This is a genomic window from Streptomyces sp. NPDC102283, assembly GCF_044766265.1.
Classification (GTDB): Bacteria; Actinomycetota; Actinomycetes; order Streptomycetales; family Streptomycetaceae; genus Streptomyces.
Genome location: NZ_JBIWLQ010000018.1, coordinates 1 through 24,895 on the forward strand (window position 1 = coordinate 1; position 24,895 = coordinate 24,895).

Annotated in this window: 28 protein-coding genes; 13 read left to right on the top strand and 15 right to left on the bottom strand. The window is 71.5% G+C overall.

Going from position 1 to position 24,895, the window contains the following annotated elements; translation table 11 throughout:
* Nucleotides 1-220: 220 nt before the first annotated feature.
* A complete protein-coding gene (locus ACIRJT_RS29445) occupies nt 221-1,210 on the bottom strand; it encodes a transcriptional regulator (RefSeq protein WP_403914921.1) in 990 nt (329 codons plus the stop codon).
* Between the two features lie 176 nt (nt 1,211-1,386).
* Between ACIRJT_RS29445 and ACIRJT_RS29450 the strand changes: the two genes are divergently transcribed.
* On the top strand, nt 1,387-1,731 hold the full coding sequence (locus tag ACIRJT_RS29450) for a hypothetical protein (RefSeq protein ID WP_403914924.1): 345 nt from the start codon (nt 1,387-1,389) through the stop codon (nt 1,729-1,731).
* A 91-nt stretch (nt 1,732-1,822) separates the two neighbouring features.
* Here the strand turns inward: ACIRJT_RS29450 and ACIRJT_RS29455 are convergent, their stop codons facing one another.
* The gene (locus ACIRJT_RS29455) at nt 1,823-2,050 is read right to left on the bottom strand and encodes a DUF397 domain-containing protein (RefSeq protein ID WP_403914927.1); all 228 of its coding nucleotides are present in this window, start codon (nt 2,048-2,050) and stop codon (nt 1,823-1,825) included.
* Nucleotides 2,047-2,883: a Scr1 family TA system antitoxin-like transcriptional regulator gene (locus ACIRJT_RS29460; protein WP_403914930.1), complete on the bottom strand. Its 837-nt coding sequence runs from the start codon at nt 2,881-2,883 to the stop codon at nt 2,047-2,049. Before ACIRJT_RS29460 ends, ACIRJT_RS29455 begins: the two co-directional genes overlap by 4 nt.
* Before the next feature lie 156 nt (nt 2,884-3,039).
* On the opposite strand from ACIRJT_RS29460, the gene ACIRJT_RS29465 reads away from it, so the two are divergent.
* Entirely contained in the window at nt 3,040-3,447 is a 408-nt protein-coding gene (locus ACIRJT_RS29465) for a hypothetical protein (RefSeq protein ID WP_403914932.1), read from the top strand.
* Here ACIRJT_RS29465 and ACIRJT_RS29470 read toward each other — a convergent pair.
* Nucleotides 3,436-4,053 carry a GNAT family N-acetyltransferase gene (locus ACIRJT_RS29470; protein WP_403914935.1) on the bottom strand — a complete coding sequence of 206 codons (618 nt, stop codon included), beginning with the start codon at nt 4,051-4,053 and terminating at the stop codon, nt 3,436-3,438. The genes ACIRJT_RS29465 and ACIRJT_RS29470 overlap by 12 nt on opposite strands.
* A 190-nt stretch (nt 4,054-4,243) precedes the next feature.
* On the opposite strand from ACIRJT_RS29470, the gene ACIRJT_RS29475 reads away from it, so the two are divergent.
* Nucleotides 4,244-4,912, top strand: coding sequence for a DsbA family protein (locus ACIRJT_RS29475; protein WP_403914937.1), 669 nt, complete (start codon nt 4,244-4,246; stop codon nt 4,910-4,912).
* 112 nt (nt 4,913-5,024) lie between these two features.
* Here the strand turns inward: ACIRJT_RS29475 and ACIRJT_RS29480 are convergent, their stop codons facing one another.
* Nucleotides 5,025-6,155, bottom strand: coding sequence for a hypothetical protein (locus ACIRJT_RS29480; RefSeq protein ID WP_403914938.1), 1,131 nt, complete (start codon nt 6,153-6,155; stop codon nt 5,025-5,027).
* Between the two features lie 333 nt (nt 6,156-6,488).
* On the opposite strand from ACIRJT_RS29480, the gene ACIRJT_RS29485 reads away from it, so the two are divergent.
* The 3 genes from ACIRJT_RS29485 to ACIRJT_RS29495 all read left to right on the top strand — a co-directional run bounded on the left by ACIRJT_RS29485 (nt 6,489) and on the right by ACIRJT_RS29495 (nt 7,883).
* Nucleotides 6,489-6,968, top strand: a complete 480-nt coding sequence (locus ACIRJT_RS29485; RefSeq protein WP_403914941.1) for a nucleoside deaminase — start codon at nt 6,489-6,491, stop codon at nt 6,966-6,968.
* Between the two features lie 60 nt (nt 6,969-7,028).
* Nucleotides 7,029-7,349 carry a DMT family transporter gene (locus tag ACIRJT_RS29490; protein ID WP_403914944.1) on the top strand — a complete coding sequence of 107 codons (321 nt, stop codon included), beginning with the start codon at nt 7,029-7,031 and terminating at the stop codon, nt 7,347-7,349.
* 120 nt (nt 7,350-7,469) lie between these two features.
* Nucleotides 7,470-7,883: a DMT family transporter gene (locus ACIRJT_RS29495; RefSeq protein ID WP_403914946.1), complete on the top strand. Its 414-nt coding sequence runs from the start codon at nt 7,470-7,472 to the stop codon at nt 7,881-7,883.
* Between the two features lie 99 nt (nt 7,884-7,982).
* Here ACIRJT_RS29495 and ACIRJT_RS29500 read toward each other — a convergent pair whose 3' ends face one another.
* From ACIRJT_RS29500 to ACIRJT_RS29525, 6 genes are all read right to left on the bottom strand, one after another.
* Nucleotides 7,983-8,612 carry a ScbR family autoregulator-binding transcription factor gene (locus ACIRJT_RS29500; protein WP_403914948.1) on the bottom strand — a complete coding sequence of 210 codons (630 nt, stop codon included), beginning with the start codon at nt 8,610-8,612 and terminating at the stop codon, nt 7,983-7,985.
* Between the two features lie 165 nt (nt 8,613-8,777).
* The gene (locus ACIRJT_RS29505; RefSeq protein ID WP_403914951.1) at nt 8,778-9,221 is read right to left on the bottom strand and encodes a MarR family winged helix-turn-helix transcriptional regulator; all 444 of its coding nucleotides are present in this window, start codon (nt 9,219-9,221) and stop codon (nt 8,778-8,780) included.
* Between the two features lie 150 nt (nt 9,222-9,371).
* Nucleotides 9,372-10,496 carry an IS701 family transposase gene (locus ACIRJT_RS29510; RefSeq protein ID WP_403914955.1) on the bottom strand — a complete coding sequence of 375 codons (1,125 nt, stop codon included), beginning with the start codon at nt 10,494-10,496 and terminating at the stop codon, nt 9,372-9,374.
* A gap of 91 nt (nt 10,497-10,587) precedes the next feature.
* Nucleotides 10,588-11,883 carry a serine hydrolase domain-containing protein gene (locus tag ACIRJT_RS29515; protein ID WP_403914958.1) on the bottom strand — a complete coding sequence of 432 codons (1,296 nt, stop codon included), beginning with the start codon at nt 11,881-11,883 and terminating at the stop codon, nt 10,588-10,590.
* An 80-nt stretch (nt 11,884-11,963) separates the two neighbouring features.
* Nucleotides 11,964-13,007, bottom strand: a complete 1,044-nt coding sequence (locus ACIRJT_RS29520; RefSeq protein WP_403914961.1) for an aldo/keto reductase — start codon at nt 13,005-13,007, stop codon at nt 11,964-11,966.
* Between the two features lie 139 nt (nt 13,008-13,146).
* Entirely contained in the window at nt 13,147-13,701 is a 555-nt protein-coding gene (locus ACIRJT_RS29525; protein WP_403914964.1) for a TetR/AcrR family transcriptional regulator, read from the bottom strand.
* Between the two features lie 242 nt (nt 13,702-13,943).
* Between ACIRJT_RS29525 and ACIRJT_RS29530 the strand changes: the two genes are divergently transcribed.
* Nucleotides 13,944-15,254: an MFS transporter gene (locus tag ACIRJT_RS29530; protein WP_403914966.1), complete on the top strand. Its 1,311-nt coding sequence runs from the start codon at nt 13,944-13,946 to the stop codon at nt 15,252-15,254.
* Here ACIRJT_RS29530 and ACIRJT_RS29535 read toward each other — a convergent pair.
* From ACIRJT_RS29535 to ACIRJT_RS29545, 3 genes are all read right to left on the bottom strand, one after another.
* Nucleotides 15,236-16,930 (bottom strand): serine/threonine-protein kinase, encoded by a 1,695-nt coding sequence (locus ACIRJT_RS29535; protein ID WP_403914969.1) that lies wholly within the window; start codon nt 16,928-16,930, stop codon nt 15,236-15,238. The two genes, ACIRJT_RS29530 and ACIRJT_RS29535, sit on opposite strands and share 19 nt — an antisense overlap.
* Before the next feature lie 268 nt (nt 16,931-17,198).
* On the bottom strand, nt 17,199-17,723 hold the full coding sequence (locus tag ACIRJT_RS29540; protein ID WP_403914971.1) for a MarR family winged helix-turn-helix transcriptional regulator: 525 nt from the start codon (nt 17,721-17,723) through the stop codon (nt 17,199-17,201).
* Entirely contained in the window at nt 17,716-18,339 is a 624-nt protein-coding gene (locus tag ACIRJT_RS29545) for a DJ-1/PfpI family protein (RefSeq protein WP_403914974.1), read from the bottom strand. Before ACIRJT_RS29545 ends, ACIRJT_RS29540 begins: the two co-directional genes overlap by 8 nt.
* Nucleotides 18,340-18,526: 187 nt before the next feature.
* Here ACIRJT_RS29545 and ACIRJT_RS29550 point away from each other — a divergent pair, with 187 nt between their 5' ends.
* The 3 genes from ACIRJT_RS29550 (at nt 18,527) to ACIRJT_RS29560 (ending at nt 21,649) form a co-directional block, all read left to right on the top strand.
* Nucleotides 18,527-19,909, top strand: coding sequence for an aspartate aminotransferase family protein (locus ACIRJT_RS29550; RefSeq protein WP_403914977.1), 1,383 nt, complete (start codon nt 18,527-18,529; stop codon nt 19,907-19,909).
* Nucleotides 19,910-20,107: 198 nt separating this feature from the next.
* Nucleotides 20,108-20,875, top strand: coding sequence for a GntR family transcriptional regulator (locus ACIRJT_RS29555; RefSeq protein ID WP_403914979.1), 768 nt, complete (start codon nt 20,108-20,110; stop codon nt 20,873-20,875).
* Nucleotides 20,876-20,998: 123 nt separating this feature from the next.
* Entirely contained in the window at nt 20,999-21,649 is a 651-nt protein-coding gene (locus ACIRJT_RS29560; protein WP_073800172.1) for a hypothetical protein, read from the top strand.
* Nucleotides 21,650-21,789: 140 nt separating this feature from the next.
* Here ACIRJT_RS29560 and ACIRJT_RS29565 read toward each other — a convergent pair whose 3' ends face one another.
* Nucleotides 21,790-22,590 carry an SLATT domain-containing protein gene (locus ACIRJT_RS29565; RefSeq protein WP_403914982.1) on the bottom strand — a complete coding sequence of 267 codons (801 nt, stop codon included), beginning with the start codon at nt 22,588-22,590 and terminating at the stop codon, nt 21,790-21,792.
* A 367-nt stretch (nt 22,591-22,957) separates the two neighbouring features.
* Between ACIRJT_RS29565 and ACIRJT_RS29570 the strand changes: the two genes are divergently transcribed.
* The 3 genes from ACIRJT_RS29570 to ACIRJT_RS29580 all read left to right on the top strand — a co-directional run bounded on the left by ACIRJT_RS29570 (nt 22,958) and on the right by ACIRJT_RS29580 (nt 24,789).
* Nucleotides 22,958-23,302: a YbaB/EbfC family nucleoid-associated protein gene (locus ACIRJT_RS29570; protein WP_403914985.1), complete on the top strand. Its 345-nt coding sequence runs from the start codon at nt 22,958-22,960 to the stop codon at nt 23,300-23,302.
* 99 nt (nt 23,303-23,401) lie between these two features.
* On the top strand, nt 23,402-24,001 hold the full coding sequence (recR, locus tag ACIRJT_RS29575) for a recombination mediator RecR (protein ID WP_097868467.1): 600 nt from the start codon (nt 23,402-23,404) through the stop codon (nt 23,999-24,001).
* A gap of 128 nt (nt 24,002-24,129) precedes the next feature.
* Nucleotides 24,130-24,789, top strand: coding sequence for a DUF5063 domain-containing protein (locus ACIRJT_RS29580; RefSeq protein WP_403914989.1), 660 nt, complete (start codon nt 24,130-24,132; stop codon nt 24,787-24,789).
* Nucleotides 24,790-24,895: the final 106 nt, after the last annotated feature.

A 24,895-nucleotide genomic window follows, 5' to 3' on the forward strand; every position in this document is an offset into this window, starting at 1 on the left:
TCGTCGGACAGGATCAACTCGGCCTTCGGCCGCCCAGTACGCGCCACAGACCAAGCCTATACATCTGAACAGAATTCCTGACTCAGAAGACTAGGAGCTGTCGTCGACGTACGGTCGAGCGAGACGCGGCGGGTCGAGCGAGGCGCGATCGGTCGGTTGACCTCCGGTGGGTCGGGGTGCGGACGGTCGGCCGGTCGACGCACGGTCGGGGCGGCAGCCGTCACTCATCGCACCACGATCCGCGCCTCCGCCCCTGCGCCACCTCACGTCCGAGCGGGGTCAGGGCGTGCACCACCTCGCAGCCCCTGCGCGTACTGGTGATGAGCCTCGCCTTGCGCAGCACCGACGCGTGCTTGCTCGCGCTCGCGATCGACACACCGATCCGCACGGCCAGTTCGCCCGTCGAGCACGGTGAGGCCAGAGCGCACAGGGCCATGGCCCTGGTGCGGCCCAGAAGTTCGGGCAGGGCGTCGAGGGTGCCCGCACCGTCGGAGCGACGGTTCGCGGGGTAGACCAGAACCGGTGGGAGGTCGGGGTCGATGAGCGTGATGGGACGCCCCGTGCAGAAGAAGGACGGGATCAGCGAGATACCGCGACCGCGCAGGTGGAGGTCGCCGTTGCGGGGATAGTCGGCGACCAGCGTCGGCGGCTCCCAGCGGATGCAGGGCGACAACGAGCTCAGCAGCCGTTCGGAGCCCCCCTCCAGCACGTCCCGGCTGTGGTGCGCGCGGTCGCTGTGCACCACGTCGTCGATCAGTTGCCGTTGTGGCGCGAGGAGTTCGCGGACGTAGACGATGAGGGCGGCGTCAAGTTCCTGCCGGGCGGCACGGTCGCCCTCCGCGAGCCGCCGGAGCCGGTCGGGCGGCGTCCGCTGCGTGCAGCATGCGGCAAGCTCGGCGCGCACGCGATCCGTCGGCGTGGCGAGGATCAGGTCACGGGCGACCTCCATCCCGCCCCTGTGGGGTGGGGTCAGAAAGTCGGGGAATTTTCCCCGGGCCGGCACCAGCGTGGTGAGCAGCCGGATCGGCTCTCTCAGGTCGCTTCGGGCCAGCCGTCTGCGGACATGCTCCAGCCACGGCGCGTGGTTCGGGGCGGTCTGCCGGGCCTGGAGTGCATGCAGGCTGTTGACCAGCTCCCACATGGGGTCGGGCCGGGGAGCCACCGTGATGCGTGTCAGGTCGTCTGCTGTGAAATGGATACGGAGTTCCATGGATCCCCCGAATGAACGCATCCGTTTTCCGTGCGATGAAAACCCTTGGACCCGTTTTCACGGGCTTCCTCATCATCGTCGGAGAAGCTCCTAAACGAGCGATGAGCGAACCAAGACCAACCAGATGGGGGAAAACGCGCATGCGTCACATTCGGAGCACCATCACGAGGACTGCTATGGCCGCGACGGCGCTCGCCACCGGCGCCGTACTCACGTTGGGCGGAACCGCCACCGCGGTGGAGGCGGCAGCCACGATCCACGGCTGCCCGTCCGGGGCCGTCTGTCTCTACCCGAACGCGAGCTGGAACGGCGACCGGCCGAGCCATGCGTTCTACTCGTACGGCACCCACAGGATCTACGACCAGATCGGCATGAAGCGCTGGTTCAACAACCAGACCGGTGGAGCCAAGGCGTACCGCTGCACGGGTTCCAACGGCACCGGTTGCGGGGGCAACCAGGCGGCCGGCACGTACTACGACCACGACTTCACGCCGATCAATTCAGTGAAGCTGGCAGCGTGACGGAGCCGCGCCTTCCTTGAGCGGTCTGCCTCCTGGCGTGGCGATGCACACGCCAGGAGGCAGACCGCGCGGGAGCGGTGATGCCGGGCTGTCAGCCCGCCCAGCCGAGGAACGCGGACCAGGCGTCCGGCGCGACGGCGAAGGCGGGCCCGTCGGGCACCTTGGAGTCACGGACGTGGACGGCGTGGGGGCAGGTGGCGACCTCGATGCAGTCGCCGCCGCTGGAGCTGCTGTAGGAGGACTTGCGCCAGGCGAAGGCGACCTCGATGCACTCGCCGCTGCTGTAGCTCGACTTGAACCATCGGAGGGTGCTGCTCATACCGCTACTCCTGCCAACCGCTTGATGAGGTCCAGCGATTCACGAGGACCCAGGGCCTGTGACCGGATCTTCGCATAGCGCTGCGCGTAGATGCTCACCTTTGCCGGGTCGCTGATCAGCATGCTCTCGTCCTGCGGCTCCAGATAGACGAGATGCTCGTGCGCCGGAGTCTCCAGCAGGTTCATCGAGCCGCGATCTCCTGCATACTCCCCGTACTTACCGGCGTCCAGCGGCAGCACCAGAAGCGTGACGTTCCGGCGGCGCGCGCACTCCACGAGATGGAGGAGCTGCTCGCGCATGACCTCCTCGTCGCCGATGACCCGGCGCAGGACGGACTCGTCGATGATGATCTCGATCATCGGGACCGGCTCCCGGTCGAAGAGGGCCTTGCGCTCCATCCGCAGCTGGACCAGCTCTTCGACGCGCTGGTCGGAGAGCGGCGGGTATCCGCCGCCGATCAGCGCGCGTGCGTACGCCTCCGTCTGGAACAGCCCGTGGACGACGTTCGTCGCGAACAGCTGAAGGCTCAGCGCCGCTTGCTCCAGCAGCGCGTAGTCCTGGAACTGGAGCGGATACCTCTCCATCCGCATGTACCGCCGCGCGCTCTCGAACATGGCGGTCCCGTTGCCGAGCACCCGTTCCAACTCGACCAGCATCGCGTCGCTCGCGGGCTGCGCGCACGTCTCCATGGCGCTGACGGCCGCTGCCGAGTAGCCGAGCTCGTGACCGAGCTGTTCCTGTGTCCAGCCCCGCTGGATACGCATCGTCCGGGCCACATCCGCCACCATGAGGGCCATCGGGCTCGCGGTCTGCTTGTTTTCAGCACTCGCCATTACGCGATCTCTTTTCGACTCAACCGAACTCAACCGGTCATTACTCGAAGTCGTTGAATTCCGCCCCACTTCAGAGAAGTTCGAGCAGGTCAACGGCTGTGCGACGCACCTCGGCAGGTAGCGAGAACGCTAGGTGATCGGGGTCACAATCGTCTCGTGAACGCACTTAATGGTGGGCTGAGGGCCGAGTGGATTCCGGACTCCGGATTTCATCTCCGCAAGGCGGGCGTGCAATTCGACGCCGTCCGCGTGGACGGCGACGACGGGCGGCGGCTGGCCGACCTGATGGAGGAGTTGGTCGGCGGCGAACCGGGACCCGTCGTCACCGAGTCGAACGGTCGGCGCGGGGTGTACTTCCTCGTGCCGGCGGGCTCGACGGCCGGGCGGCCGTGGCCGCGTGCGGTGACGCAGTTCAACGCGGCGACGGGCCGTATCAGTTACGTCCCCGTACCGGCGCTGGGGGGTGACACCTGGCCGCTGGCGTGGCGGTACCCGCCCACGCGTGCGGGGCGGTTCGTGCACACGCTGATCCTCTTCAACGCCGCCTACGCGTTACTGAACTGAGCGACCCAGATACGTCACGGACCCCGCGTCCGGCACGGCGATCTCGTGGAAGCCGACGCGATCGTAGAAGGCGCGGGCCCGGGTGTTGACGGTGAGCATGCCCAAGTGGACCGCCTTGACGCCCTGTTCGCCCAGGGCGTCCAAAAAGGCCTCCATGAGGCGTCGCCCGTGTCCGGACCGCTGGTGGGTCGGGAGCAGGTCGATGTGCAGGTGGGCCGGATAGCCGGCCAGCTCCGGCACGATCATGCGCTCGGGGGCGTGCATGAGGGCGGTCATCTCCTCGGCCCGTGAAGCGGGTTGGCGTACGGGGGCCGGGTAGCGCTCGGCGAGGCCGGGGAGCCATTCGGCGCGGTAGCGGTCGACGAAGGACGCGGTGTCCGCCGTGCCGAGGATGTAGCCGACCGCGCGCCCGCCGTCCTCGACCACGAAGGCCAGCTCCGGCTCCAGGGCGGCGTAGGGCGCGGCGAAGATGTTCGGCAGCAGGCCCGGGTCCGGGTAGAGGTGGCGGGCGTCCCCGCCCTCGTGCCCCGTGCGTACGCAGATGTCGAAGAGGGCCTCGCGGTCCTCGGGGCGGTACGGGCGCAGCAGGGGCGACGGAGAGGTCATGCGGGGATCTTTCAGGTGTGGGAGCGCTCTCGCAAGGGGTTTCCCGCGGCTTCCGGCTTGCCGTCCCGGCAACGGCGGGACGGCTTGACATAAAAGTGCATGATCGTGCAACCTTTTGATCGTCCGTCAACTCCCACCGCCCTGCCGGGGGGTGTTGTTGCTTGTGCGATCAATGACCTGGAGTCGGCGCATGGCTGAACCCGTGAAGATCAAGATCTGGTCCGACTACGTCTGCCCCTTCTGCATGCTGGCCGAAGGCCCGGTCGAAGAGGCGATCAAGGACGTCGGCGCCGAGGTGGAGGTCGAGTGGATGCCCTTCGAGCTGCGTCCTCACCCCCAGCCCACCCTGCGGCCGGAGGACGCGTACCTGCCCGGCATCTGGGAACGGGCCGTCTATCCCATGGCACGTCGTCTGGGCGTCGACATCACGCTCCCCGCCGTCTCTCCCCAGCCGTACACGGCTCTCGCCTTCGAGGGCTATCAGTACGCGGCCGAGCGCGGCCTCGGAACCGCCTACAACCAGCGGATGTTCCGGGCCTTCTTCCAGGAGGACCAGGACTTGGGGCAGATCGACGTCCTCGTCGCCCTGGCCGGTGGGATCGGCCTGGACGAGGCCGGGTTCCGGGCCGCGCTGGCGGACGGTACCTATCGTGCGCGACACCAGGAAGCCCTGCGGGAGGCGGCGGCCCATCGGGTGCAGTCCGTTCCCACCATGCTCGTCGGCGACACCCGGATCGAGGGAGTCCCGCGGCCCGCCCAGTTGCGCCAGGCGATCCTGGACGCGCAGGCGCAGCAGGCGGAAGGCGACGCGGAGGGCGATGTCTCTGGTGCCTCCTGCGGTATCGGCGGGAGTTGCTGACGCGCCCGGCGTGCGTCCCGCGCTCTCTCCGCGACCGTGGACGGCCGGGCCGGCCTTGTCCACGGAGGGGCGGGACCGAGGCCGAGGAGTCCGGCGCTGTACGAAACACACCCTAGAACGGGTCGGCCGGAGATCTCTGCGTAAGAGTCTCGTAGAGGGTGCGCAGCCATGGGGCGCGCACGGCCGGCAGCCGGGCCAGGGTGTATTGGAGCGTGCGCCGGTCGGCCCGGAACAGGCTGTGGGGGAGCTGCGGGGGCGGGTCGTCGCGGAGTACGTCCTGGGGGAGGCGGCCTGACGCGGGAACGGGCAAGTGCGGCTGGGGGGAGACCAGCCACAGCCACACCCCCAGTGGCAGGGGCACCAGGTGTGCCGACGCGGTCCGGTCGACCGGTGCCCAGGTCTGACCTGTCTCCGGTGCCCAGATCTGACCTGTCTGGGGATGGACCGGTACGAGGAGGATGTCGACGCCGGCGTCCGGTGAGGGCTGTCCCGGTCCGGCCAGGACGGCTCGCCGCCCCGGGGGGCCTGGCGGCAGCAGAGCGTCGAGCGTGCGTCGGAACACGTCCGCGGCCGGACCGTCCGGCACCGTCACCGGCCGCCCCTGGGAGGCGACCAGCAGATGGGCGAGCGCCTGGCCGGCTGCCGCCTCCCACCGCGGGCTCCACGACCAGTAGTGGGTCGCCCCCCGCGGTCCTCGCCATACGGGGATCGCCTCGAACGGGGGCGTCTTCTGCCCCGTCGCCGCCAGCTCCGCCCAGGAGAGGGGCGCGTCGTGGCTGCCGTCGACGGGGGCGCGGTGCACGGCGCCCGAGGGGAGCCGCACCGCCTGCCAGAGCGAGCAGTCGTCGATCCTGGTCGCCACGGGGAGGCCGCATGCCTCGCAGGCCATGTTGGGCCCGTCGGCTCCGTCGGGGCCGCAGCAGGAGCCGCCGAGCTTCTCCGGAATCAACCGGGTTCCACGGATATCTCCGGGCGCGATGACGCTCGCTCCGGTCCTGCTGTCGGGCAGGGAGTAGACCGGAGCGTGGATACCGCGTGCCTCCGCCTCGCCCGGATCGATCTCGTCCCACGTCCGCCACGGTCCTCCCCAGGGGTCCGGGTCCACGGCGAACGTCCCGGACTCCATGAGTACCGGAAGCCGGGTCCCGTCCCCGTACTGCTGACGGGTGTGGGCCGGCAGTGAGACCTGGGACAGCGGGACGGTCAACTCGGCACCGCATCCCGCGCACAAGAAGACGAACACATGACCTCCGTCTGGGAATCAGTGCATCTTCGCAGGTCGCCGACGGTCGCCCAACGTATTTTCGTCCGCTGCTGGACCGGCACCCGACACCGTCGCGGAGTGTCGACGCGGCGCGGGCAAGCGCGGCGGCTGACCCCGAGGTGCGCCGCACGGAGGCGGCACCTGCGCAACGCCCGTGCGTGAGCGTGCACTTGACGGTTGTTACTTGCACATGCAAGATTAGCCCTCGCCGGACACGTCGCCGACGGGGAATTGCGGAAGCATCTGTTTGCATGTGCAGGCAAGTGTCTGGGGAAATGATCGATGCAAGGCAACTCGGGAGACGAACTGCTCATGGGTACAGACGAAAGCGAACTGCTGGGCTTCGCCCGCGAGGCGGTCCGGCTCAGCCGCGAGCATGTCGCGCAGGGCGGCATCCCCTTCTCCGGCATGGTCGTGGGCGGTGGACGGGTCCTGGGGACGGGCTTCAACCGGGTCCGCGAGGACAACGACCCGACCGCCCACGCCGAGGTCGTCGCCCTCCGCGCCGCCACCGCCGAGTACGGGCTCCACGCGGGGGCAGGCGCCACCCTGATCGCCTCCGGCGAGCCCTGCGCCCTGTGCTATCTGGCGGCGCGGTACGCCGGCATCGGCCACATCGTGCACGCCGCCGACCGCGGGGCCGCCGCCCGGTACGGCTTCGACTACACGGGCTCCTACGCCGTCTTCGCCGAGGACCCGGAGCGCTGGCCCCTCAAGGTCACGGCGCTGCGGCTCCCGGAAGCCGAGCAGCCGTTCCAGGACTTCCTCGCCATGAGCACCTCCCCGAGCTGACAGCCGGACTTCCCGCTCGCCCGTTCATCCCGCACATTCCGCCGTACGGAAGGACCTCCCATGCACTGGCTCCACCTCGCCATCGCCGTCGCCCTCGAAATCCTGGTCGCCATCGCCGCCGGAAAGGCCGAGGGCTTCAAGAACCGCAAGTGGACCGGCATCACCCTGGCCAGCGGCGCCGCCGCGACCTTCTTCCTCAGCAAGGCGCTGCTGACCTTCGACGTCGGCGTCGGCTACGCCCTGTGGACGTCCGTCGCGGGCGTCGGTATCACCGTCCTCGGAGCGCTGTTCTTCGGTCAGCGTCTGAACGTGAACAAGGCGATCGGCATTCTCCTCGTCATCGGTGGCGTCGTCGGCCTGCAACTGAGCGGTTCCGCCTGAGTCCTGAGGACCTGAGTCCTGAGGACCTGAGTCCTGAGGCCGGCTCCCGGCCCGGCGCGCCTCGCCCGCATCGCGCCCCGCAACCACCTGACGACATCCCTGAGAGAGGACCCACCTCCCATGTCCAACGCAGCCAAGAGCTCCACCAACGCCTGGATCTCGCTTCTCGTCGCCGGACTCTTCGAGATCGGGTACGCGCTCGCCGTCGGCGGCAGCGAAGGCTTCACCGTCCTGACCTGGTCCCTGGTCGCGGTGGTCTTCTTCCTGCTGACGCTCTACGCGCTGAGCCTCGCCCTCCGCACGATCGACGTGAGCATCGGCTATGCCGTCTGGGCGGGGATCGGCGCGGTCGGCGCCGCGGTTCTCGGCCCGCTCTTCTTCGACGAGACCCTCACCCTGGCCAAGGGTGTCTGGCTGACCGTCATCATCGTCGGCGTCATCTGGCTCAAGCTCGCCGACCGCAAGAAGCCCGAGGCGGCTGCCGCGCCCCGGCCCGACCCGGTCGCGAACCGGTCCGGTGCACTTCAGGTCTGACGCTCCCCCCCCGCCGGTACGCCGCAGGCGCCCGCCGCTCCCTCACGAGGGGCCGCGGGCGCCTGCGGCGTACTCCTCGGGCGGGGCCGGGCGGGGCGGTCAGGGCATCAGCGAGGCGCCGCGGGCGGGGGTCGCTTCGGCGCGGGTGATCACGGACGGGACCGCGATGCCCGGGAGGAGAAGGTGCCACATCTGCTGGGTGCGCTCGGGAAGGTCCCTGCGGCCGCTGACGACGTTGGAGTACAGCTGCATGCCGGTGCAGGCGGAGACCACGAACTCCGCGACCGCGACCGGATCGATGCCCGGCTGCAGTTCGCCCGCGTCCCGCGCCTCGTGGAGACACGCGGTCATGATCCCGCGGAACTCCTCGTAGGGGTCGGCGTCGAGGGAGTCGCCCATGGAGGCCTGTTCGTTGGTCAGCCGTACGCCGGCCCGAAGCAGCGGGTCGCGCTGGAGCTGCCACGACCAGACGAGGGTGAGGTCGATGAGCCGTTGCAGTCCACTGGCGGCGAGCAGCGGGACGAGGGTCTGCGGCTGGCTGTTCATCACCACCTTGGCCAGGTCCTCCTTGGAGCCGAAGTGGAAGTAGAGCGCGCCCGCGGTCACACCGGCGCGCTTGAGGATGCGGGTGATGCTGGCCCCCGCGTAGCCGAACTCGTCGAAGACCTCCGCGGCTGCGTGCAGGAGTGCTCGGCGGGTCTGTTCTGCCCGCTCTTGCTTCAGCGCCATACCTCTCACCTTCCCAAAAAAAATGCTCCTTATGTTATCTGCTCCGAGGGTACGCCGAGGCCGGAAAGTCCTGAGCGCGCAAGAACGGCGGGAGGTCCGGTTCCCGGACGTGTCCCGCCGTCTGTCGTGGTGATGGGGGGTGAGGTCGTGGTGGTCGCGGTCGCGTCAGGCTGCGCTGCGCAGCGCCTGCACCGCACGGGCGAGCTGGTCGTCGGAGCTCGCGGTGTTGAGGGCCGAGCTGAGGACGTCGGCGTACGTGGCGCGGGCGTCCTGGTAGTGCTTGCGGCCCTCGTCGGTGATGACGGCGAAGACGCCGCGCTTGTCGTCGGCGCAGGTGTCCTTGTAGGCGTAACCGGCGCCGTCCAGCCGCCCCACCAGGCGGGTTACGGAGCTCTGGCCCAGACCGATATGGTCCGCGAGCTCCTGCATGCGGCATTCGCCGTTCTCGGCCTGGGTGAGGGCCTCCAGGGCGCGGTACTCGGAGAGGCCGACGCCGAAACGCCGCTGCAGCGTGTGCGCGAGCTGACGCTCCACGAAGGCGTGCAGGCCGAGTACGGCATCCCACATGGCCTGGTCGGAGGCGGCGCGCGGCTGCTTGTGGATCGTCATGGAACGGCTCCCCTTGTCGACTGCGATGAACAACAAGATACATGCCCATGCAATCATCTGGGGGCGATGGAGCCTTAGTAGAGCCTCTGAAGGGGCCCTGAGGGGGCTCAGGTCGGGATGTAGTTGTAGGAGCAAGTAAGGCGGAGTGGGTCAGGGCCGGTAGGGCATGCCCTCCAGGGTGCTACAGGCGTAGGCGGCCGAGACGAGCGTCATGTGCCGGTGCCAGCCGGGGTAGGAGCGGCCCTCGAAGTCGAGGAGGCCGAAGTCCTCGCCCATGCGGTCGATCGAGGCCTGTGCCCCTCGGGGTGAGCGGGTCAGCTCCAGCAGTTCGGCCGGGTGGCGGTCGGTGATGTTCGTCAGCCAGATCCGGCCCGGACGCCCGCTGCTCGCGTCCCACTCGGCCAGCAGCCGACCCGCACCGTGGCCGCGCTCGCCGTCCGGGCGCAGCCCGCGTACGGGAGTGTCGTGCGAGATGGCCTGTCGGCCGGCCTCCGCCGGGTGCCGTACGCCCCGGCGCAGCAGCATGCCGCGTGCCGACTCCCGTTCGCCGGGCGGCAGTTCCGGCCCGCCGAGGGCGGTCTGACCCGGGATGGCGAGGAGGAAGGCGTGCCCGCCGCCCTGTAGCCGCTGTGCCAGTGGCGCGACGTCGCAGAGGGCCGTCAGGTCGGCCACCACGGGCGCCGTCCGCCCGTCCGACCGCGACGTCATCTCCTGGACGAGGCGCAGGGCGTGGTCCCACAGCGGCTGGGCCCGCGTCGTCGCGGGGATCTTCGCCCGGTCGCGCACGGCCTCGTCGTGGGTGAACCGGGGAGGCAGGAAGAGTCGCCAGTCGACCGGGACGTGTGTCCGCCCGGCGTCCAGGAACAGGCCCAGGCCCAGCTGGCAGTTGACGGTGCGCCCGGACTCCAACAGGAAGCGCTGGTGCACCCCGGCCGAGCAGTCGCCGCGCTTGGGGAGCACCGCAGGCGCCAGCGTCCAGGCCCGTACCGGCAGCGACCGGGCGGCCCAGCGGGCCAGCTCGCCGCGGGCCGGGGCCCATTCCCACGGGCTGGCGTTGACGAACTGGTGCAGCGAGGTCGACGCCGCCTCCGAGCCGGTCACGACGGCCGCCATCCGGCGCACGGTCTTCTTTCCCTGTGTCCGCAGCAGCCCCTGGAGGTACAACCGCCCCCAACGCTGCTGGTCGGAGCGGTGCAGATGGCCGAACAGGAGCTCGGACAGATCGCCCGGCGGCCGGCCCGTCGCCATGTCGGGCGTCTCGTACGTCGTCGTCACTGCAGGTCCCTCCCAGGTGGGCGTCGCTGAGCAGACTAACAAACATGGAGAATGTTCGTTATGTTTCTTGTGCAGAGTGAGACGCGTGAGGTCAGGCGGCCGTCCGCGGCGTCCTCGCCACAACGTCCACCACCGCGCCCGGCACCGTGTTCGCCACCGCGTCCGCCACCGAGTCCAGGACCCGCGCGCCGGGGCCCGCCGTCAGTCGGCCGCGGACCAGGGCGGCCCCGATTCCGGCCTGCGGCCACGCCTGGTAGGCGGTCCCGCCGGGGCCCCGGTGGCCGAAGGCGCCGGAGCGGACGGTCGGGTGGAGGCCCTCGTCGAGGAGTTGGAGCCCGCCCTCGCCGTACGCGCTGACCCCGCCGAGCAGCGGGTCCAGGCCCTCGGCCCAGAGGCTCCGCGCCCGGTCCAGGGTGCGGCGCGACAACAGCAGCGGCGCCTCGCCGGGGGCCCGTACGGCGTCCGCCGCCAGGATGCCCTGGAGCCGGGCGAGGCCGCGGGCCGACGCGTATGCCCCCAGCGCGGGGATGACCGCGTGACGCCGTCGGCTCTCGCTCCATATCCCGGCGTCCGCGGGGAACGGGGACGGGTTGTTCCACACCCGCCCGGCCAGATTCGCCCCGCCGTCGTCCGCGCTGCCGTCCGGCGCCGGGAAGCGGGCGCGGAAGTCCGCGTCGTACGAGATCCGTGCTGCGTACGGCAGTTGGTCGGGTACGAGGCCGAAATGGATGTCGAGACCGAGCGGGCCCGCGATCTCCTCCAGGAAGAACAGGTCGAGTTCGCGGCCGTCGACGCGGCGGATCACCTCGGCGGCGATCCACCCGGCGGTCCACGGCCCGTGCAGCACGCCGGCGGCCCGCGGGTCGGCCTCCGGGCTGTGCGGTTCGAGCAGCAGGGCCATCAGCTGCGGGTTCTCGACGTCGCGTTGGTCGAGGTCTGCTGCCAGGCCCGGGAGGCGCGCGGTGAACGTCAGCACGTCCCGCAGCGTCACCGCGCCCTTGCCGCGCACCGCGAACTCCGGCCAGTAGTCGCCGACGGGCCGGTCCAGCGCGAGTGCGCCCATGTCGGCGAGCAGCAGGACCGCCGTGGCCAGGATCCCGTGGGAGCCCGTCAGTACCGGTGCGAGGGTGTCGCCGGTCCACGGTGTCGCGGTCACCGGGTCGGCGGTGCCGTGCCACAGGTCGACGACCGTCTCACCGTTCCGTACGACCGCCAGCGCGGCTCCCTGGGAGCAGGGAGGGCCCGCGTCCCGGCAGGCACGTTCGAAGGAATGGCGCACGGCGGCGAACCCGGGCGCCGTGGTCCCGTGGACGTCGGCCGCCGTCGGCCGCGTCCGCGGTCGGGGTCGGGGGCGCGGGAGGACCTGCCGTACCAGAGAGGTCGTCATGTCAAGAACTCCAGAAGTGGTGGGGAGCCAGGGGCAGAGGTGGGTGGTGGTGGTGGGTGGTGGGTGGTGCGGGGCGCGGCTCACATCTCGGCGGCGCTCGCCGGGCAGGGCGACAACTCCAGTTCGGCCAGGTCCTGTTCGGTGAGGAGGAGCCGGTCGCTGCCGAGGTTCTCCGCGAGGTGGCACGGCGCCGTCGTGCCGGGCAGCGGCACCACGTGCTCGCCGAGCCGGAGCAGCCATGCCAGGGCGACCTGCGCGGGAGTCGCCCCGTGCCGGGAGGCCACCTGGGCGACCGCCCGTGTGAGAGCGACATCGCGGCGGACGGCGTGCGGGGCGAAACGGGTCCGGGTGCGACGCCGGCCGTCCGGGGCCAGGTCGTCTGATCGGCACGGCGCACCGGTCGGCAGGCCGCGCCCGAGTGGAGCGCCGGCCGGCAGATCGCGCCCGAGTGGAGCGCCGGCCGGCAGATCGCGCCCGAGTGGCGCAGCGGTCAGCAGGCCGCGCCCGAGCGGAGCGCCGGCCAGCAGCGCGATCCGGCGCTTCACCGCGTACGGCACGGCGTCGTCGAGGGCGCGGGGTGCGAACAGCGACACCTCGGCGGCCATCGCCGCCGCCTCGTGCACGGCTTCGGCGTCGCGGGCCTCCTGCGCGGTGACGACGGGCAGCCCCAGCATGCGGATCTTTCCCGCCCAGACCTGCTCGGCCAGCGCACCCCAGCTCTCCTCCAGCGGCACGACCGGATCGACGTGACGCAGCAGATAGAGGTCGATGTGATCCACGTGGAGCCGGCGCAGGCTCTCGTCGACCGAGGCCCGCAACGCCCGCGGCTCGCCCGCGGGCCGCAGCACGCCGCCCGCGTCGCCGAGCAGGCCGCCGCCGGTACACAGCACCACCTCGTCCCGGCGCCCGCGGATGGCCTCACCGATCAGCCGCTCGTTGTCCCCGGCCGCGTAGGCGCCGGCCGTCTCGACGAGGTTGACCCCGAGGTCGATCGCCTCACGGACCAGCGATACGGCCTCGCGCCTGGGCCCGAGGGCCGGGGCGCAGCGGTACGAGAGACCCATCGCGCCCAGTCCCAGCCGTCCGACGACCGGCCCGTCCCTGCCCAGCGTTGTGGTTCGCATCCTGCGAGAACTCCCTTCTCCACAGAGGAAAGCGACCACCACATGGCAACAGCCCGCGCTGCCGGAGCACAGGATTCCGTTCCTACTTGCCAACCTCCGGACGACTTCGGGATGTTGACGCGGGCCGGGAGGGCGGGCGCTACTTCCGCCGGGCCGGCGCCGTGATCCGCGCGATCGCCTCGACCGTCAGGGTGCGCTCGTGGGGCTCGGTCTCCAGGGCGCGGTGGATCGACAGGCCTTCGATGAGCGCGTCGAGCTGACGGGCGGTGGCCGGATCGAAGTGCCATTCCAGGGCGCGGCGGCTGCGGCCCATCCAGGTGCGGGTCAGCTCGCGGTAGGCGGGCCGGCGTGCGGCGAGGGTGTAGAGCTCGTGGGTGAGGATCAGCTCGCGCTGGTTGCCGCCGGAGAGGTGGTGGACGAGATCGGCGACGGCCTCGCGCGCTTCGTCGGGGGTGCTCGCCGCGCCGAGGCGTTCCTCGAAGACGGCGACGATCGTGCCGGAGAAGCGCGTGAACGCCTCGTGCAGCAGCTCGTCCATGCCGGAGAAGTGGTACGTCATCGAGCCGAGCGGCACGCCCGCGCGGGCGGCGACCTTACGGTGCGAGACGCCCGCGACGCCCTCGTCGACGATGAGGTCCAGCGCGGCGTCGATGATGCGGTCCCGCCGTTCGGGGTCGGTGCGCCCTGTCGCCACGCAGGCCTCCTCGGTGGGCTCGGTCCTCCGCGCAGCATAGAGGGCGGGGAGGGGGCGGAACGGGCGGCGGGGGTGGAGGTGGAGGCGGCGGCGGAGACGAGAGTGTACGGACGTACGCTTCAGGCGTACGCTCGTACGCCTGTGCACCCGCGTAACTCGCGTACCCGCGTAACTCGCGTACCCGTGCGTCTGAAGCTCGCGCCCTCCTCCCGTATCCACCCACCTCCCGAGGCCCGACTCCCATGAAGAACCCGCCGGTCATGGACACCACCACCCGCCGCTGGCGCGCGGCGCTCTTCCTCTTCATGCTCGCCACCGGGGTGAGCATGGCGTCCTGGGTCGCCCGCACCCCGGCCGTCCGGGACGCGCTGGACGTGACGACCGGATCGATGGGCCTCGTGCTGTTCGGGCTCTCCATTGGGTCGATGGCCGGAGTGCTGGCCTCCGGTGGGCTGGTGCGCGGGCGCGGCGGGCGGCACGTGATCGCCCTCGGGGCGGGACTGCTCGTGGCCGGGCTGCTGGTGATCGCCGGAGGTGCGGCGCTGGAGGTGTCGGCCGGGGTCTTCTGCGGACTCGCCCTGTTCGGCGCCGGGATGGGCCTGGCGGAGGTGGCGTTCAACATCGAGGGCGCGGCGGTCGAACGGGCCCTGGGCCGTCCGGTGCTGCCGGTCCTGCACGGCTGCTTCAGCCTGGGGACCGTGGTCGGCGCGCTGATCGGAATGGGAATGACCGCGGTCCGCTTCCCGGTCGGCTGGCACCTGGCGACGATCGCCGTCGCCGTCGCGGCGGCCGGGGTGTGGACCGTACGGGCGGTGCCCGCGGGTACGGGGCAGGAGGAGGCGGCCTCCGAGGGCGACGATCGCTCCGGCGGCTCGGACGGTGCTGCGGAGTCCGAGGGCGGCGGTGGGAGGAAGCCGGGCGGAATACGCGGGCAGCTGGCGGTCTGGCGGGACCGTCGACTGGTGCTGATCGGCCTGATCGTGCTGGCCATGGCCTTCGCGGAGGGCTCCGCGAACGACTGGCTGCCACTGCTGATGGTGGACGGCCACGGGACGAGTGCGACGGCCGGTTCGCTGACGTTCATGCTGTTCGCCGTCGCGATGACGACGGGCCGTTTCACCGGCGGGCCGCTGCTCGTGCGCTATGGTCCGGCGGCCGTGGTCCGGGCCAGCGCCCTGGTGGCGGCGGTCGGCGTGGCCCTGGTGATCTTCTCCGACAACGCGCTGCTCGCCGGGGCGGCGGTGGTGCTGTGGGGTCTCGGCGCCTCTCTCGGTTTCCCGGTCACGATCTCGGCGGCGGGCGAAGGCGTGCGGAATGCTTCGGCCCGCGTCGCGGCGGTCTCGACGGCGGGCTACGCGGCGTTTCTGGTCGGCCCGCCCTCGCTCGGCTTCCTGGCCGACCATGTGGGGCTGCGCAACGCGATGGTGGTGGTGCTCGTGCTGCTGGGCGGCGCGGCGCTGATCACCCGGGCGTTGCTGACGCCGTCCTCCGGGGCGGGCGTGGAGCCGTCCGGCGCGCGGGCTCCCGGAGCCGCTCAGTCCGACTTGGTGTAGATCAGGCTCTCGCCCGTCCCGGCCGTGGACCGGCGCAGGCCCCCGTCCGGGAGCAGGGTCAGTTCGGTGGGCTTCCCGGGCGTGCAGGAGGAGGCCGGGCGACCGGAGGACACCGTGGAGGGGCCGATACGCACCGGGTCGTCCCCGGCGGGCCGGCCGGCGAGGGGAGCGGTGAACTCGCAGTGGTACGTGGATCCGGAGGCGAGGGGCCCCTCGGCGGTGAGCGTGAGGACCTGGTCGCCCACCTCCCCCTGCCGGATGGTCAACGTCCTTGAGGAAGAACCCTGTTCGCCGGGTATGGAGCCGGTCCAGGTGCCCAGGAATCCCTTCGGGACGGCACCTCCCTCGCCGCCCTGCTGTCCGCCGCCGGACCCGCCGGAGCCCGAAGGCCCGGGGGAGGCGGTGGTGCCCGGGGCGGCGCCGTTCATGAACGCGTACACCGATCCGCCCGCCCCTATCGCCACGGCCACGGCGACCGCGATGAGCGCGACGGTGGCCCCGGTGGAGCGGCGCTCCCGGGCCGGCGGGGGAGGGGTGGGCGCGAAGTAGGCCGGAGGGAAGGACTGTTCGGCGGTATGGCGGGGGGCCGGGTGCGGCGCGTACTGCTGCGGGGCGGCGGGGCTGCCGTGGGGCGCGTGGTGCCGCGCGTACGGGTGGGGGTCCGGCGGTATCCGGGCGGCGGGCTGCTGGGGCTGCTGGGGGGCGTGTGGGGCTTGTCGGCCACGCGGGTCCTCCGGGTCCTCCGGGTCCTCCGCGTCGAGCAACCCCACGGCATGGCGGCCGAGTTGGGCGATGAGGGTGGCGGGCAGCCAAGGTTCGTCCACCTCTGCCTCGCCCAGACGGGCCAGGATCTCGCCGGTGCCGGGGCGGGCCGCCGGGTCCTTCGCCAGGCAGTCCCGGACGACGTCGGCCAGGTCGCCCGGAACCCCGGTCAGGTCCGGGTCCTCCTGAGCTATCCGGAACATCAGGGCATGGACCCCGCCGCTCTCCGGCGTACCGAACGGCAGCCGGCCCGAAGCGGCGTACGCGAGGACGGACCCGAGGCAGAACACGTCGCACGCGGTGGTCACGCGCTCGCCGCGTACCTGCTCCGGGGCCATGAATCCGGGCGAGCCGACCAAGGCGCCGGTGCGGGTCAGATCGCCGTCGGGCACGGATTCCAGGGCGCGCGCGATGCCGAAGTCGATGACCCGGGGGCCGTCGATGGTCATCAGGACGTTGGAGGGCTTCAGGTCCCGGTGGATGAGCCCGGCCCCGTGGATGTGCTGGAGCGCGTGGGCGAGCCCGGAGCCGAGGAACCGTACGGAACGCAAGGGCAGCGGCCCGTACGCTCCCGAGTCCGTGATCGGGGCGCCGGGGCGGCCCGAGACGATGCGCTGGAGGGAGGGCCCGGCGACGTAACCGGTGGCGACCCAGGGGACGGGGGCCTCGGTGTCGGAGTCCAGCACCGGTGCGGTCCACGCGCCGCCGACCCGGTGCGCGGCACGGACCTCCTGGCGGAAGCGGGCCCGGAACTCGGGCCGCTCGGCCAGCTCGTGGCGGACGAGCTTGAGGGCGACGGTGCGGCCGCGGTCGGAGCGGGCGAGGAAGACCTGGCCCATGCCGCCCTCGCCGAGGCGGCCGAGGAGACGGTACGCACCGATGCGGTGCGGGTCGTCGGACCCGAGCTTGTCCATGGTGCGCTTCCTCCCCGTGCGGCCCGCACGAGGATAGCGCCGCCACCCGACGCCGGCCCCGGCTCCCGGTCTAGGACACGGCACCCGGGCCCCCTGGTTCCACCAGACCCACAGAAGCCCACCTCCAGCGAGGGCCCGCACCCTTCAGCCCGTCCGGCGTTTGAGGACGGAACCCTTGATCGGACGAGGGCGATGCACGCAACAACGCCGGTGCCCCGGAGCGGCCAACACGGTCGGGTCGGGGTCCGACATCGGCCCGGTCCCGTCCTCAAGCGCCGGACGGGCTTGGGCGGTCGGGGCCGGGGCGGCCCGGGCCCGGAGCGGACGACCCCGCAGCGGTCAGGTTCTCCACCGCCCCCGACAACCGCTCAAGCACCCGTACCGTCTCCGCCAGCCCCGCCACCCCCAGCTCCCCCGCCAGCCGCGCGGCGAACTCCGCGTGCGGCGGGCCGATCCGGGAGACCGCCTCCTGCCCCGCCTCCGTCGTCCGCAACAGCTTCGCGCGGCGGTGGGCCGGGTTCTCCGCGTACTCCGCGAGCCCCCGTTCGACCAGCAGGTCCGCGATCCGCTGCACACTCTGCCGGGTGATCCCCATCGTCCGGGCGATCCCCGCCACCGGCAACGGCTCCACCAGCACCGCCCCCAGCACCTGCCACCACGCCGACGTGAGGCCCCCCGGCCGCGCCAACTCGTCGGCCACGGACAGGAACTGCCCGTTCAGCCGGAACACCGTCAGTGCCGCCCGGCTCAGCAACTCCTGCTCGGACGGGACGTGCCCCGCACCCTCACTCACCCTGCAACACCTCGTACGCGCTCGCGTCCGAGTCGTGGAACAGCCGGTACCACGCGTCCAGCTTCTTCGCGTCGTACACCTCGAGCAGGGCGAACACCTCGCGGGCGAACGCCACCGGCTCCGTCGGCCCGGCCGTGATCAGCCCGCCGCCCCCGGCCGCCCCGGCGTCCGTGACCGCGTCGGCGTCCACATAGCTCGCGCCGCCCGCGTACCCCGTCGCCGCGAGGTAGAAGGAGACCGCGCTCGTGTGCACCCGATCGTCCAGCAGCCCTTCGCGGGCCAGCCCGGCCGTCGCCCCGCAGATCGCCGCGACCGGGACCCCCGCGTCCAGGAAGGCCCGGGCCGTCCGCGCGAACGGGGCGAGGCCGTCCCCCTCATCCCACCCGGACGCACCGGTCAGGATCAGCAACGCGCTGTCCTGCGGGCGCAGTTCGTCCAACGCCAGGTCGGGCTGGATCCGCAGGCCGCCCATGGTCGTCACCGGCTCCCGGGTCAGCCCCACGGTCCGCACGGTGTAGCCGTTCTGCGCGAGATGGGCCGTGGTGTGCCCGGTCTCCCAGTCGGCGAAGGCGTCGTAGACGGCGAGATGTGCGGTTCTGTCGCTGCTGCTGGTCATGATGACCTCCTCGGCTCGATGACAGAAGACTGTCATGACGACAGTATGCTGTCAATAGCTGAAGTGCTGAAGTGCTGAAGCGAAGGGCTCGACGTCGCCCCCGGACCCGACACCCTGCCGACCCATCCGCCCCAGGCCGTACAAGGTGGCCATGGAGGCGGCCCCCACCAGCGCCTACGCTCGCCGCATGACCCCTCATGCCCCTCATGTCCCGTCCGCCGACCCCGAGGCCGGTGCGGCCGTGAAGGCCGCGGACCGTGCGCACGTGTTCCACTCCTGGTCCGCCCAGGGCCTCATCGACCCGCTCGCCGTCGCCGGCGCCGAGGGGTCCTACTTCTGGGACTACGACGGCAACCGCTACCTGGACTTCACCAGCGGACTCGTCTACACGAACATCGGCTACCAGCACCCCACCGTGATCGCCGCGATCCAGGAGCAGGCGGGCAAGCTCGCCACCTTCGCGCCCGCGTTCGCGATCGAGGCGCGCTCCGAGGCCGCACGCCTCATCGCCGAGCGCACCCCGGGCGACCTGGACAAGATCTTCTTCACCAACGGCGGTGCCGAGGCCGTCGAGAACGCCATCCGCATGGCCCGGCTGCACACCGGCCGCCCGAAGGTGTTCTCCGCCTACCGCTCGTACCACGGGGCCACCTCCACCGCGATCAACCTCACCGGGGACCCGCGCCGCTGGCCCTCCGACAGCGGCTCGGCGGGCGTCGTCCGCTTCTGGACCCCGTTCCTCTACCGCTCCCCGTTCCACGCGGTGAACGAGGCCGAGGAGTGCGCCCGCGCCCTTCAGCACCTGGAGGACACCCTCGCCTTCGAGGGCCCGGCCACCGTCGCCGCGATCATCCTGGAGACCATCCCGGGCACGGCCGGCATCATGACCCCGCCGTCGGGCTATCTGGCGGGCGTCCGCGAGATCTGCGACCGGTACGGGATCGTCTTCGTGCTCGACGAGGTGATGGCCGGATTCGGCCGAACCGGCGCCTGGTTCGCCGCAGACCACTTCGACGTCGTGCCGGACCTGCTGACCTTCGCCAAGGGCGTCAACTCCGGCTACGTACCGTTGGGCGGCGTCGCCATCAACGCCGAGATCGCCGCGACCTTCGAGACCCGCCCCTACCCCGGCGGCCTCACCTACTCCGGGCACCCGCTGGCCTGCGCCGCCGCCGTCGCCACCATCGGCGTGATGGAGGACGAGAAGGTCGTCGAGCACGCGGCCCGGATCGGCGAGGCCGTCCTCGGTCCCGGTCTGCGCGAACTCGCCGAACGCCACCCCTCGGTGGGCGAGGTGCGCGGCCTCGGCGCGTTCTGGGCGCTGGACCTGGTCCGCGACCGGGAGACCCGCGAGCCGCTCGTCCCGTACAACGCCTCGGGCGAGGCCAACGCCCCGATGGCGGCCTTCGGCGCGGCGGCGAAGAAGCAGGGGCTGTGGCCGTTCATCAACATGAACCGGACCCACGCCGTCCCGGCCTGCAACGTCTCCGAGGCCGAGGCCAAGGAAGGGCTCGCGGCCCTGGACGTGGCGCTCTCCGTCGCCGACACGTACACGGTGCAGGGCGCGTAACGGCACGCCCTCCCCGTACGCCGAGTAGCCGGACGACCTGGTTCCGTACGCGATCGGCCCTGTGCGCATCCCCGCCGTGCCCGGAATCGGGCACGGCGGTGGCCCTGGCTTAAGGTAACCCGAGCCAGAAATGGCCCCCCGCCGAAAAACGTCGGCGAACGGGGACGGACAGGGACAGACGGACGGATGGGGGCCGGTATGAGTCCGAGCGGAGGTGTGACGCGCAACACCCTGCGCCAGCAGATCGCCGACGCGCTGCGTGACGAGGTGCTGGCAGGGCGTCTTCCGCCGGGCCGGGAGTTCACCGTCAAACAGATCGCCGAGCAGTACGGGGTCTCCGCGACGCCCGTCCGCGAGGCGCTCTTCGACCTCTCCGCACAGGGGCTCCTCGCCTCCGACCAGCACCGCGGCTTCCAGGTGCGCGAGTTCACCGTCGCCGACTACCGCGCGATGGCCGAGGCCCGCGCCCTCGTCGTCGAGGGCCTCTTCCGCAACTACGCCGAGGGGGTCGCCGTCCGGCCCGAGGGGCTCGCCCCGATCCGCCGCCGGGCCGCGGAGGCGGTCCGCGCGGCGAAGGGCGGCGACCTCGACGTGCTGATCGGGTACGACCTGCGGTTCTGGCGGGAGCTGGGGCAGTTCGTCCGCAACCCGTACATCGCCGATTTCCTCGCCCGGCTCCGCGTCCAGGCCTGGGTGTTCGCCGTCCACCGGCTGCGCCGCGACGGCATGGACGAGGGCGTGCTGTGGTTCGGCCATGAGGAGTTGGTCGACGCCCTCTCCCGGAGCGACCACGAGCAGGTCCACGCCGCCATGCACTCCTACTACGCGCACGCGCTCGCCTGGGCGGACCGTCTGGAGGCGCGGGCGTCCGAGGGCGACGGCCCCGGCCCCTCGGATTCCCCGGATTCCCCGCGTCCTCTGGATTCCCCGGATCCCCTGGACTCCCCGGGCCCCCTGGATTCCTAGGAATCCAGAGCATCCGCACCGGAGGGTCCGAAGGCGCCGGAGCCTCCGGGGCACTGTGCGTGAGGTTCGCCCCGCATTACGCTGTCCCGACGATCGCCCGAACCCGTTGGAGAGCGAGACTTCGTGGCCTGTGACCTGTGGCTGGTCCCCCTCGTCGATGTGCTGTGCCACAGCGCCGACAATCCGTTCGCCGAAGAGATCGCCGTCTACGACAAGGCGCTGAACGACGCCGGGCTGCCGCCCGTCCCCGTCTACGCCTATATGCCGGGCCTCAACGGGGAAGTCGCTCCCGTGGCCGGATTCGACTACGACGCCCTGCACTTCCTGCGTCGCGCCTACCTCCTCCAGCTGAGCGGCCTCGCCGTCACCCCCGTCGCGGGTCTCGACGGCGACTACGAACAACTCCTGGAGATGTTCGAACAGGGCGCCCAGCAGTCGCACCTGGTCTGGCACTACGACCACGCCGGGGCGTACGTCCCGGTGGACTTCCCGGCCCCGCTCTCCGACGACGCGCTCCTGGCGGGCGGCGGACCGCTGGGCTCCGCGCACGGATTGCTGCGCGAGCTGGAGTTCGTCGCCCCGTCCATCGGCATCGACCCGGCCAACCCGCCGGCCGCCCCGCAACCGCCCTCCGGTCCCACGGCCCTGGAGGAACCGGCGGACCCGATCCCCTACGACGACAGCCCGTTCGCCCGGGAACGCCATGTCTGGCTCGGCCTCCACGCGGCGGCGACGCGCAGCCTGGCCCAGGGATCAATGATCATCTTCAGCTAGGACAGCACCCCGGCCCCTCCGCTTCCCGTCGCGGACCGGGGTGCCGCAACAAGCCCGTCCGGCGGTTGAGGACCGGAGGACCGGGGGTCCGGGGGCAGCGCCCCCGGAGAGCGAGCCCCGCACCCCCGGCCCCCGAAACCTCACCGCGGCGGCGACTCCGGCGGCCGCTGCCGCGGCATGTTCGGCCGCGCCGCCACCGAGGGCATCGAGAACCGCCCCGGCGCCGTCCCCGACTCCCCGCGCCCCCCGGCGCTCCCCGTCGCCAGGGCCTGCATGCCCATCGGCGCGGGCCCCGCCCGGAACTCCACCATCCAGTCCGCCGTCTCCGACCGCACCAGCTCGGTGACGTCCTCGGAGAACCGCCGCAGCACCCCCAGGCACCGCTCGGCGGCCTCGCTGGCCGTGCCCTCGGTCGGCCCGAGCATCTCCCGTACGCACTCCGAGGCCCAGTCGAACTGGAGCACCTGGAGCCGCCGCTGCACCGCCTGGGCCGTGGCGAGGTTCCTTATCCAGCCGGAGGTGAGACCGAAATACCGGTCGCAGGCCATGCAGGCGGCACCCAGCAGCAGGGACAGATAGCCCCAGCCCGCCGAGCCGCTCAGCGCGCCGGTCAGGTCGAGCAGCGGCAGGGCGGCCCCGGCGACCACCCCGGAGGCGGTGCCCATCCGCAGCGCCCTGGCGGCCCGGCGCTTCCAGACGCGGTCGCTCAGATACCAGTCGGCGGTGTCCAGCGCGCCGGTCTCGACCCAGCGGTAGAGCTCGTCGAGCCGCTCGGCGGGCTCGCCCCAGTCGCCGAGGGGGAACGGGCGCCCGGTCAGATCACGCCCGGCGGGGCGCTCCCTGCCCGGACCGGAAGCGGAATGCTCAGCTCCGTTCTCACCGGATCCCGCATCGGACTCCTTGCGGGGCGGCCCCTCGGGCTGCATCTCCGGCTGACTCACCGGGGCACTCCTCTGCACTCTGACGGACGGGACGGACGCGTAGGGCTTCCCGGAACCGGACTCGACCGGCCCGGAGCGGACGGGGCGGCCCGCGCGACCGACGACCCCCGTGGGGTAACTCTGCGTCACCGCACATGCACGCTCGTGTATCGATGCGCATGCCCTTCCTACCGCCGAATGGTGGGCCGTGGGGTCGAAATCGCGGGATTCCCGCCTGCGCGAGGCCGCTGGTCAGGTATAGGAGCACTCACGCCGGTTCCTGAATCTCACCCGAAAGAGTTGGTCCCCGGCGGGTGGAGCGCGGTGACCGGGGAGCACGTAGGCTCGGCTTACCGAAACATTTGTCGTCGAAATGCCAGGAGTGACCGTGATTCCCGGTGGTGGTCAGCCCAATATGCAGCAGTTGCTCCAGCAGGCCCAGAAGATGCAGCAGGATCTCGCGACGGCCCAGGAAGAACTGGCCAGGACCGAGGTCGACGGACAGGCGGGCGGCGGTCTCGTGAAGGCCACCGTGACCGGCTCCGGCGAGCTCCGCGCCCTGGTGATCGACCCGAAGGCGGTGGACCCGGAGGACACCGAGACGCTCGCCGACCTCGTCGTCGCGGCCGTCCAGGCGGCCAACGAGAACGCGCAGGCGCTCCAGCAGGAGAAGCTCGGCCCGCTGGCGCAGGGCCTGGGCGGCGGGGCCGGCATCCCCGGCCTGCCGTTCTGACCGGACCGGACCGGACCGGCCACCGGCGGGCCCACGGGCCTACTGGTACCGACCCGTACCCACTACGGTACGGAGCAGGAAGCAAAGAAAGGCGTTCCGTTGTACGAAGGCGTTGTTCAGGACCTCATCGACGAACTGGGCAGGCTGCCCGGCGTCGGTCCCAAGAGCGCGCAGCGGATCGCCTTCCACATCCTGCAGGCCGAGCCCACGGACGTACGCCGGCTCGCGCACGCGCTCCTGGAGGTCAAGGACAAGGTCCGGTTCTGCGAGGTGTGCGGCAATGTCGCGCAGCAGGAGCAGTGCGGGATCTGCCGGGACGCGCGTCGCGACCGGAGCGTCATCTGCGTGGTCGAGGAGCCCAAGGATGTCGTGGCGATCGAGCGGACGCGTGAGTTCCGTGGCCGCTACCACGTCCTGGGCGGGGCGATCAGCCCCATCGAGGGCGTCGGCCCGGACGACCTGCGCATCCGTGAGCTGCTGGCGCGGCTCGCGGACGGCTCCATCACGGAGCTGATCCTCGCGACCGACCCCAATCTGGAGGGCGAGGCCACCGCGACGTACCTGGCGCGGATGGTCAAGCCGATGGGGCTCAGAGTGACCCGGCTGGCCAGTGGCCTGCCGGTCGGCGGCGACCTGGAGTACGCCGACGAGGTCACCCTGGGCCGCGCCTTCGAGGGGAGGCGACTGCTGGATGTCTGACATCACCGCCGCACGCCCCCGTCACGTACCGCGGTCCGCTTTGCCGTGCCTTTTTTTGTCGTGCCCTTCGCCGTCTCCTTCGTCGTCCGCTTCACCGTCTGTGACCGCGCCCACGGGAGGTCCCCTCGATGTCTGACGCCACGCTGAACTCCGTCACGCAGGACCCGGGCGACTTCGCCGTCCAGATCGCGGACCAGATCAAGACGTTCATCGTCGCGGTCACGGAGGTGTCCAAGGTCGACGAGCCGGAAGAGGCCGTCCCGGTCCTGCTCCTCCAGGTCTCGCAGCTCCTGCTCGCGGGCGGTCGCCTCGGCGCGTACGAGGACGTCCTGCCCGACGAGCGGTACGAACCGGACCTCGGCCCCGAGCCGGACGCGGACGGCCTGCGCGAGCGGTTCGCGGCGCTGCTGGAGCCGATCGACGTCTACTCCGAGGTCTTCGACCCGTACGAGCCCCGCAAGGCCCCGGTCCCGCACCGGATCTCCGACGACCTGGCCGACCTGGTCACCGACCTCGGCCACGGCCTCGCGCACTACGACGCCGAGCGCACCGCCGAGGCGTTGTGGTGGTGGCAGTTCTCGTACTTCTCCAACTGGGGTTCCACCGCCTCCGCCACCCTCCGCGCCCTCCAGTCCCTGGTCGCCCACATCCGCCTCGGTCAGCCCCTGGAAGAGCTGGACGGCCTGGACATCGACCAGGACCCGGGCGAGGAGGACCTCGCCGAAGAGGCGGGCCGCGTGATGCTGGAGGAGATCGCGGGGCCGCTGGGCCTGCGCCCGGTGAAGTAGCCGGAGCCGGCGGGCCACCGGAACGCACGGAGGCCACCGGCCCGCGCACGGAGGTCACCGGAACCGCGCACGGAAGTCTCCGGAACCGCGCACGGAAGTCTCCGGA

Bases quoted from the DNA above. Each gene is read 5' to 3' on its own strand.
- ACIRJT_RS29445 (WP_403914921.1), bottom strand. From the start codon at position 1,210: ATGGAACTCCGTATCCATTTCACAGCAGACGACCTGACACGCATCACG.
- ACIRJT_RS29450 (WP_403914924.1), top strand. From the start codon at position 1,387: ATGGCCGCGACGGCGCTCGCCACCGGCGCCGTACTCACGTTGGGCGGA.
- ACIRJT_RS29455 (WP_403914927.1), bottom strand. From the start codon at position 2,050: ATGAGCAGCACCCTCCGATGGTTCAAGTCGAGCTACAGCAGCGGCGAG.
- ACIRJT_RS29460 (WP_403914930.1), bottom strand. From the start codon at position 2,883: ATGGCGAGTGCTGAAAACAAGCAGACCGCGAGCCCGATGGCCCTCATG.
- ACIRJT_RS29470 (WP_403914935.1), bottom strand. From the start codon at position 4,053: ATGACCTCTCCGTCGCCCCTGCTGCGCCCGTACCGCCCCGAGGACCGC.
- ACIRJT_RS29475 (WP_403914937.1), top strand. From the start codon at position 4,244: ATGGCTGAACCCGTGAAGATCAAGATCTGGTCCGACTACGTCTGCCCC.
- ACIRJT_RS29485 (WP_403914941.1), top strand. From the start codon at position 6,489: ATGGGTACAGACGAAAGCGAACTGCTGGGCTTCGCCCGCGAGGCGGTC.
- ACIRJT_RS29490 (WP_403914944.1), top strand. From the start codon at position 7,029: ATGCACTGGCTCCACCTCGCCATCGCCGTCGCCCTCGAAATCCTGGTC.
- ACIRJT_RS29495 (WP_403914946.1), top strand. From the start codon at position 7,470: ATGTCCAACGCAGCCAAGAGCTCCACCAACGCCTGGATCTCGCTTCTC.
- ACIRJT_RS29500 (WP_403914948.1), bottom strand. From the start codon at position 8,612: ATGGCGCTGAAGCAAGAGCGGGCAGAACAGACCCGCCGAGCACTCCTG.
- ACIRJT_RS29505 (WP_403914951.1), bottom strand. From the start codon at position 9,221: ATGACGATCCACAAGCAGCCGCGCGCCGCCTCCGACCAGGCCATGTGG.
- ACIRJT_RS29515 (WP_403914958.1), bottom strand. From the start codon at position 11,883: ATGACGACCTCTCTGGTACGGCAGGTCCTCCCGCGCCCCCGACCCCGA.
- ACIRJT_RS29520 (WP_403914961.1), bottom strand. From the start codon at position 13,007: ATGCGAACCACAACGCTGGGCAGGGACGGGCCGGTCGTCGGACGGCTG.
- ACIRJT_RS29530 (WP_403914966.1), top strand. From the start codon at position 13,944: ATGAAGAACCCGCCGGTCATGGACACCACCACCCGCCGCTGGCGCGCG.
- ACIRJT_RS29535 (WP_403914969.1), bottom strand. From the start codon at position 16,930: ATGGACAAGCTCGGGTCCGACGACCCGCACCGCATCGGTGCGTACCGT.
- ACIRJT_RS29545 (WP_403914974.1), bottom strand. From the start codon at position 18,339: ATGACCAGCAGCAGCGACAGAACCGCACATCTCGCCGTCTACGACGCC.
- ACIRJT_RS29550 (WP_403914977.1), top strand. From the start codon at position 18,527: ATGACCCCTCATGCCCCTCATGTCCCGTCCGCCGACCCCGAGGCCGGT.
- ACIRJT_RS29555 (WP_403914979.1), top strand. From the start codon at position 20,108: ATGAGTCCGAGCGGAGGTGTGACGCGCAACACCCTGCGCCAGCAGATC.
- ACIRJT_RS29580 (WP_403914989.1), top strand. From the start codon at position 24,130: ATGTCTGACGCCACGCTGAACTCCGTCACGCAGGACCCGGGCGACTTC.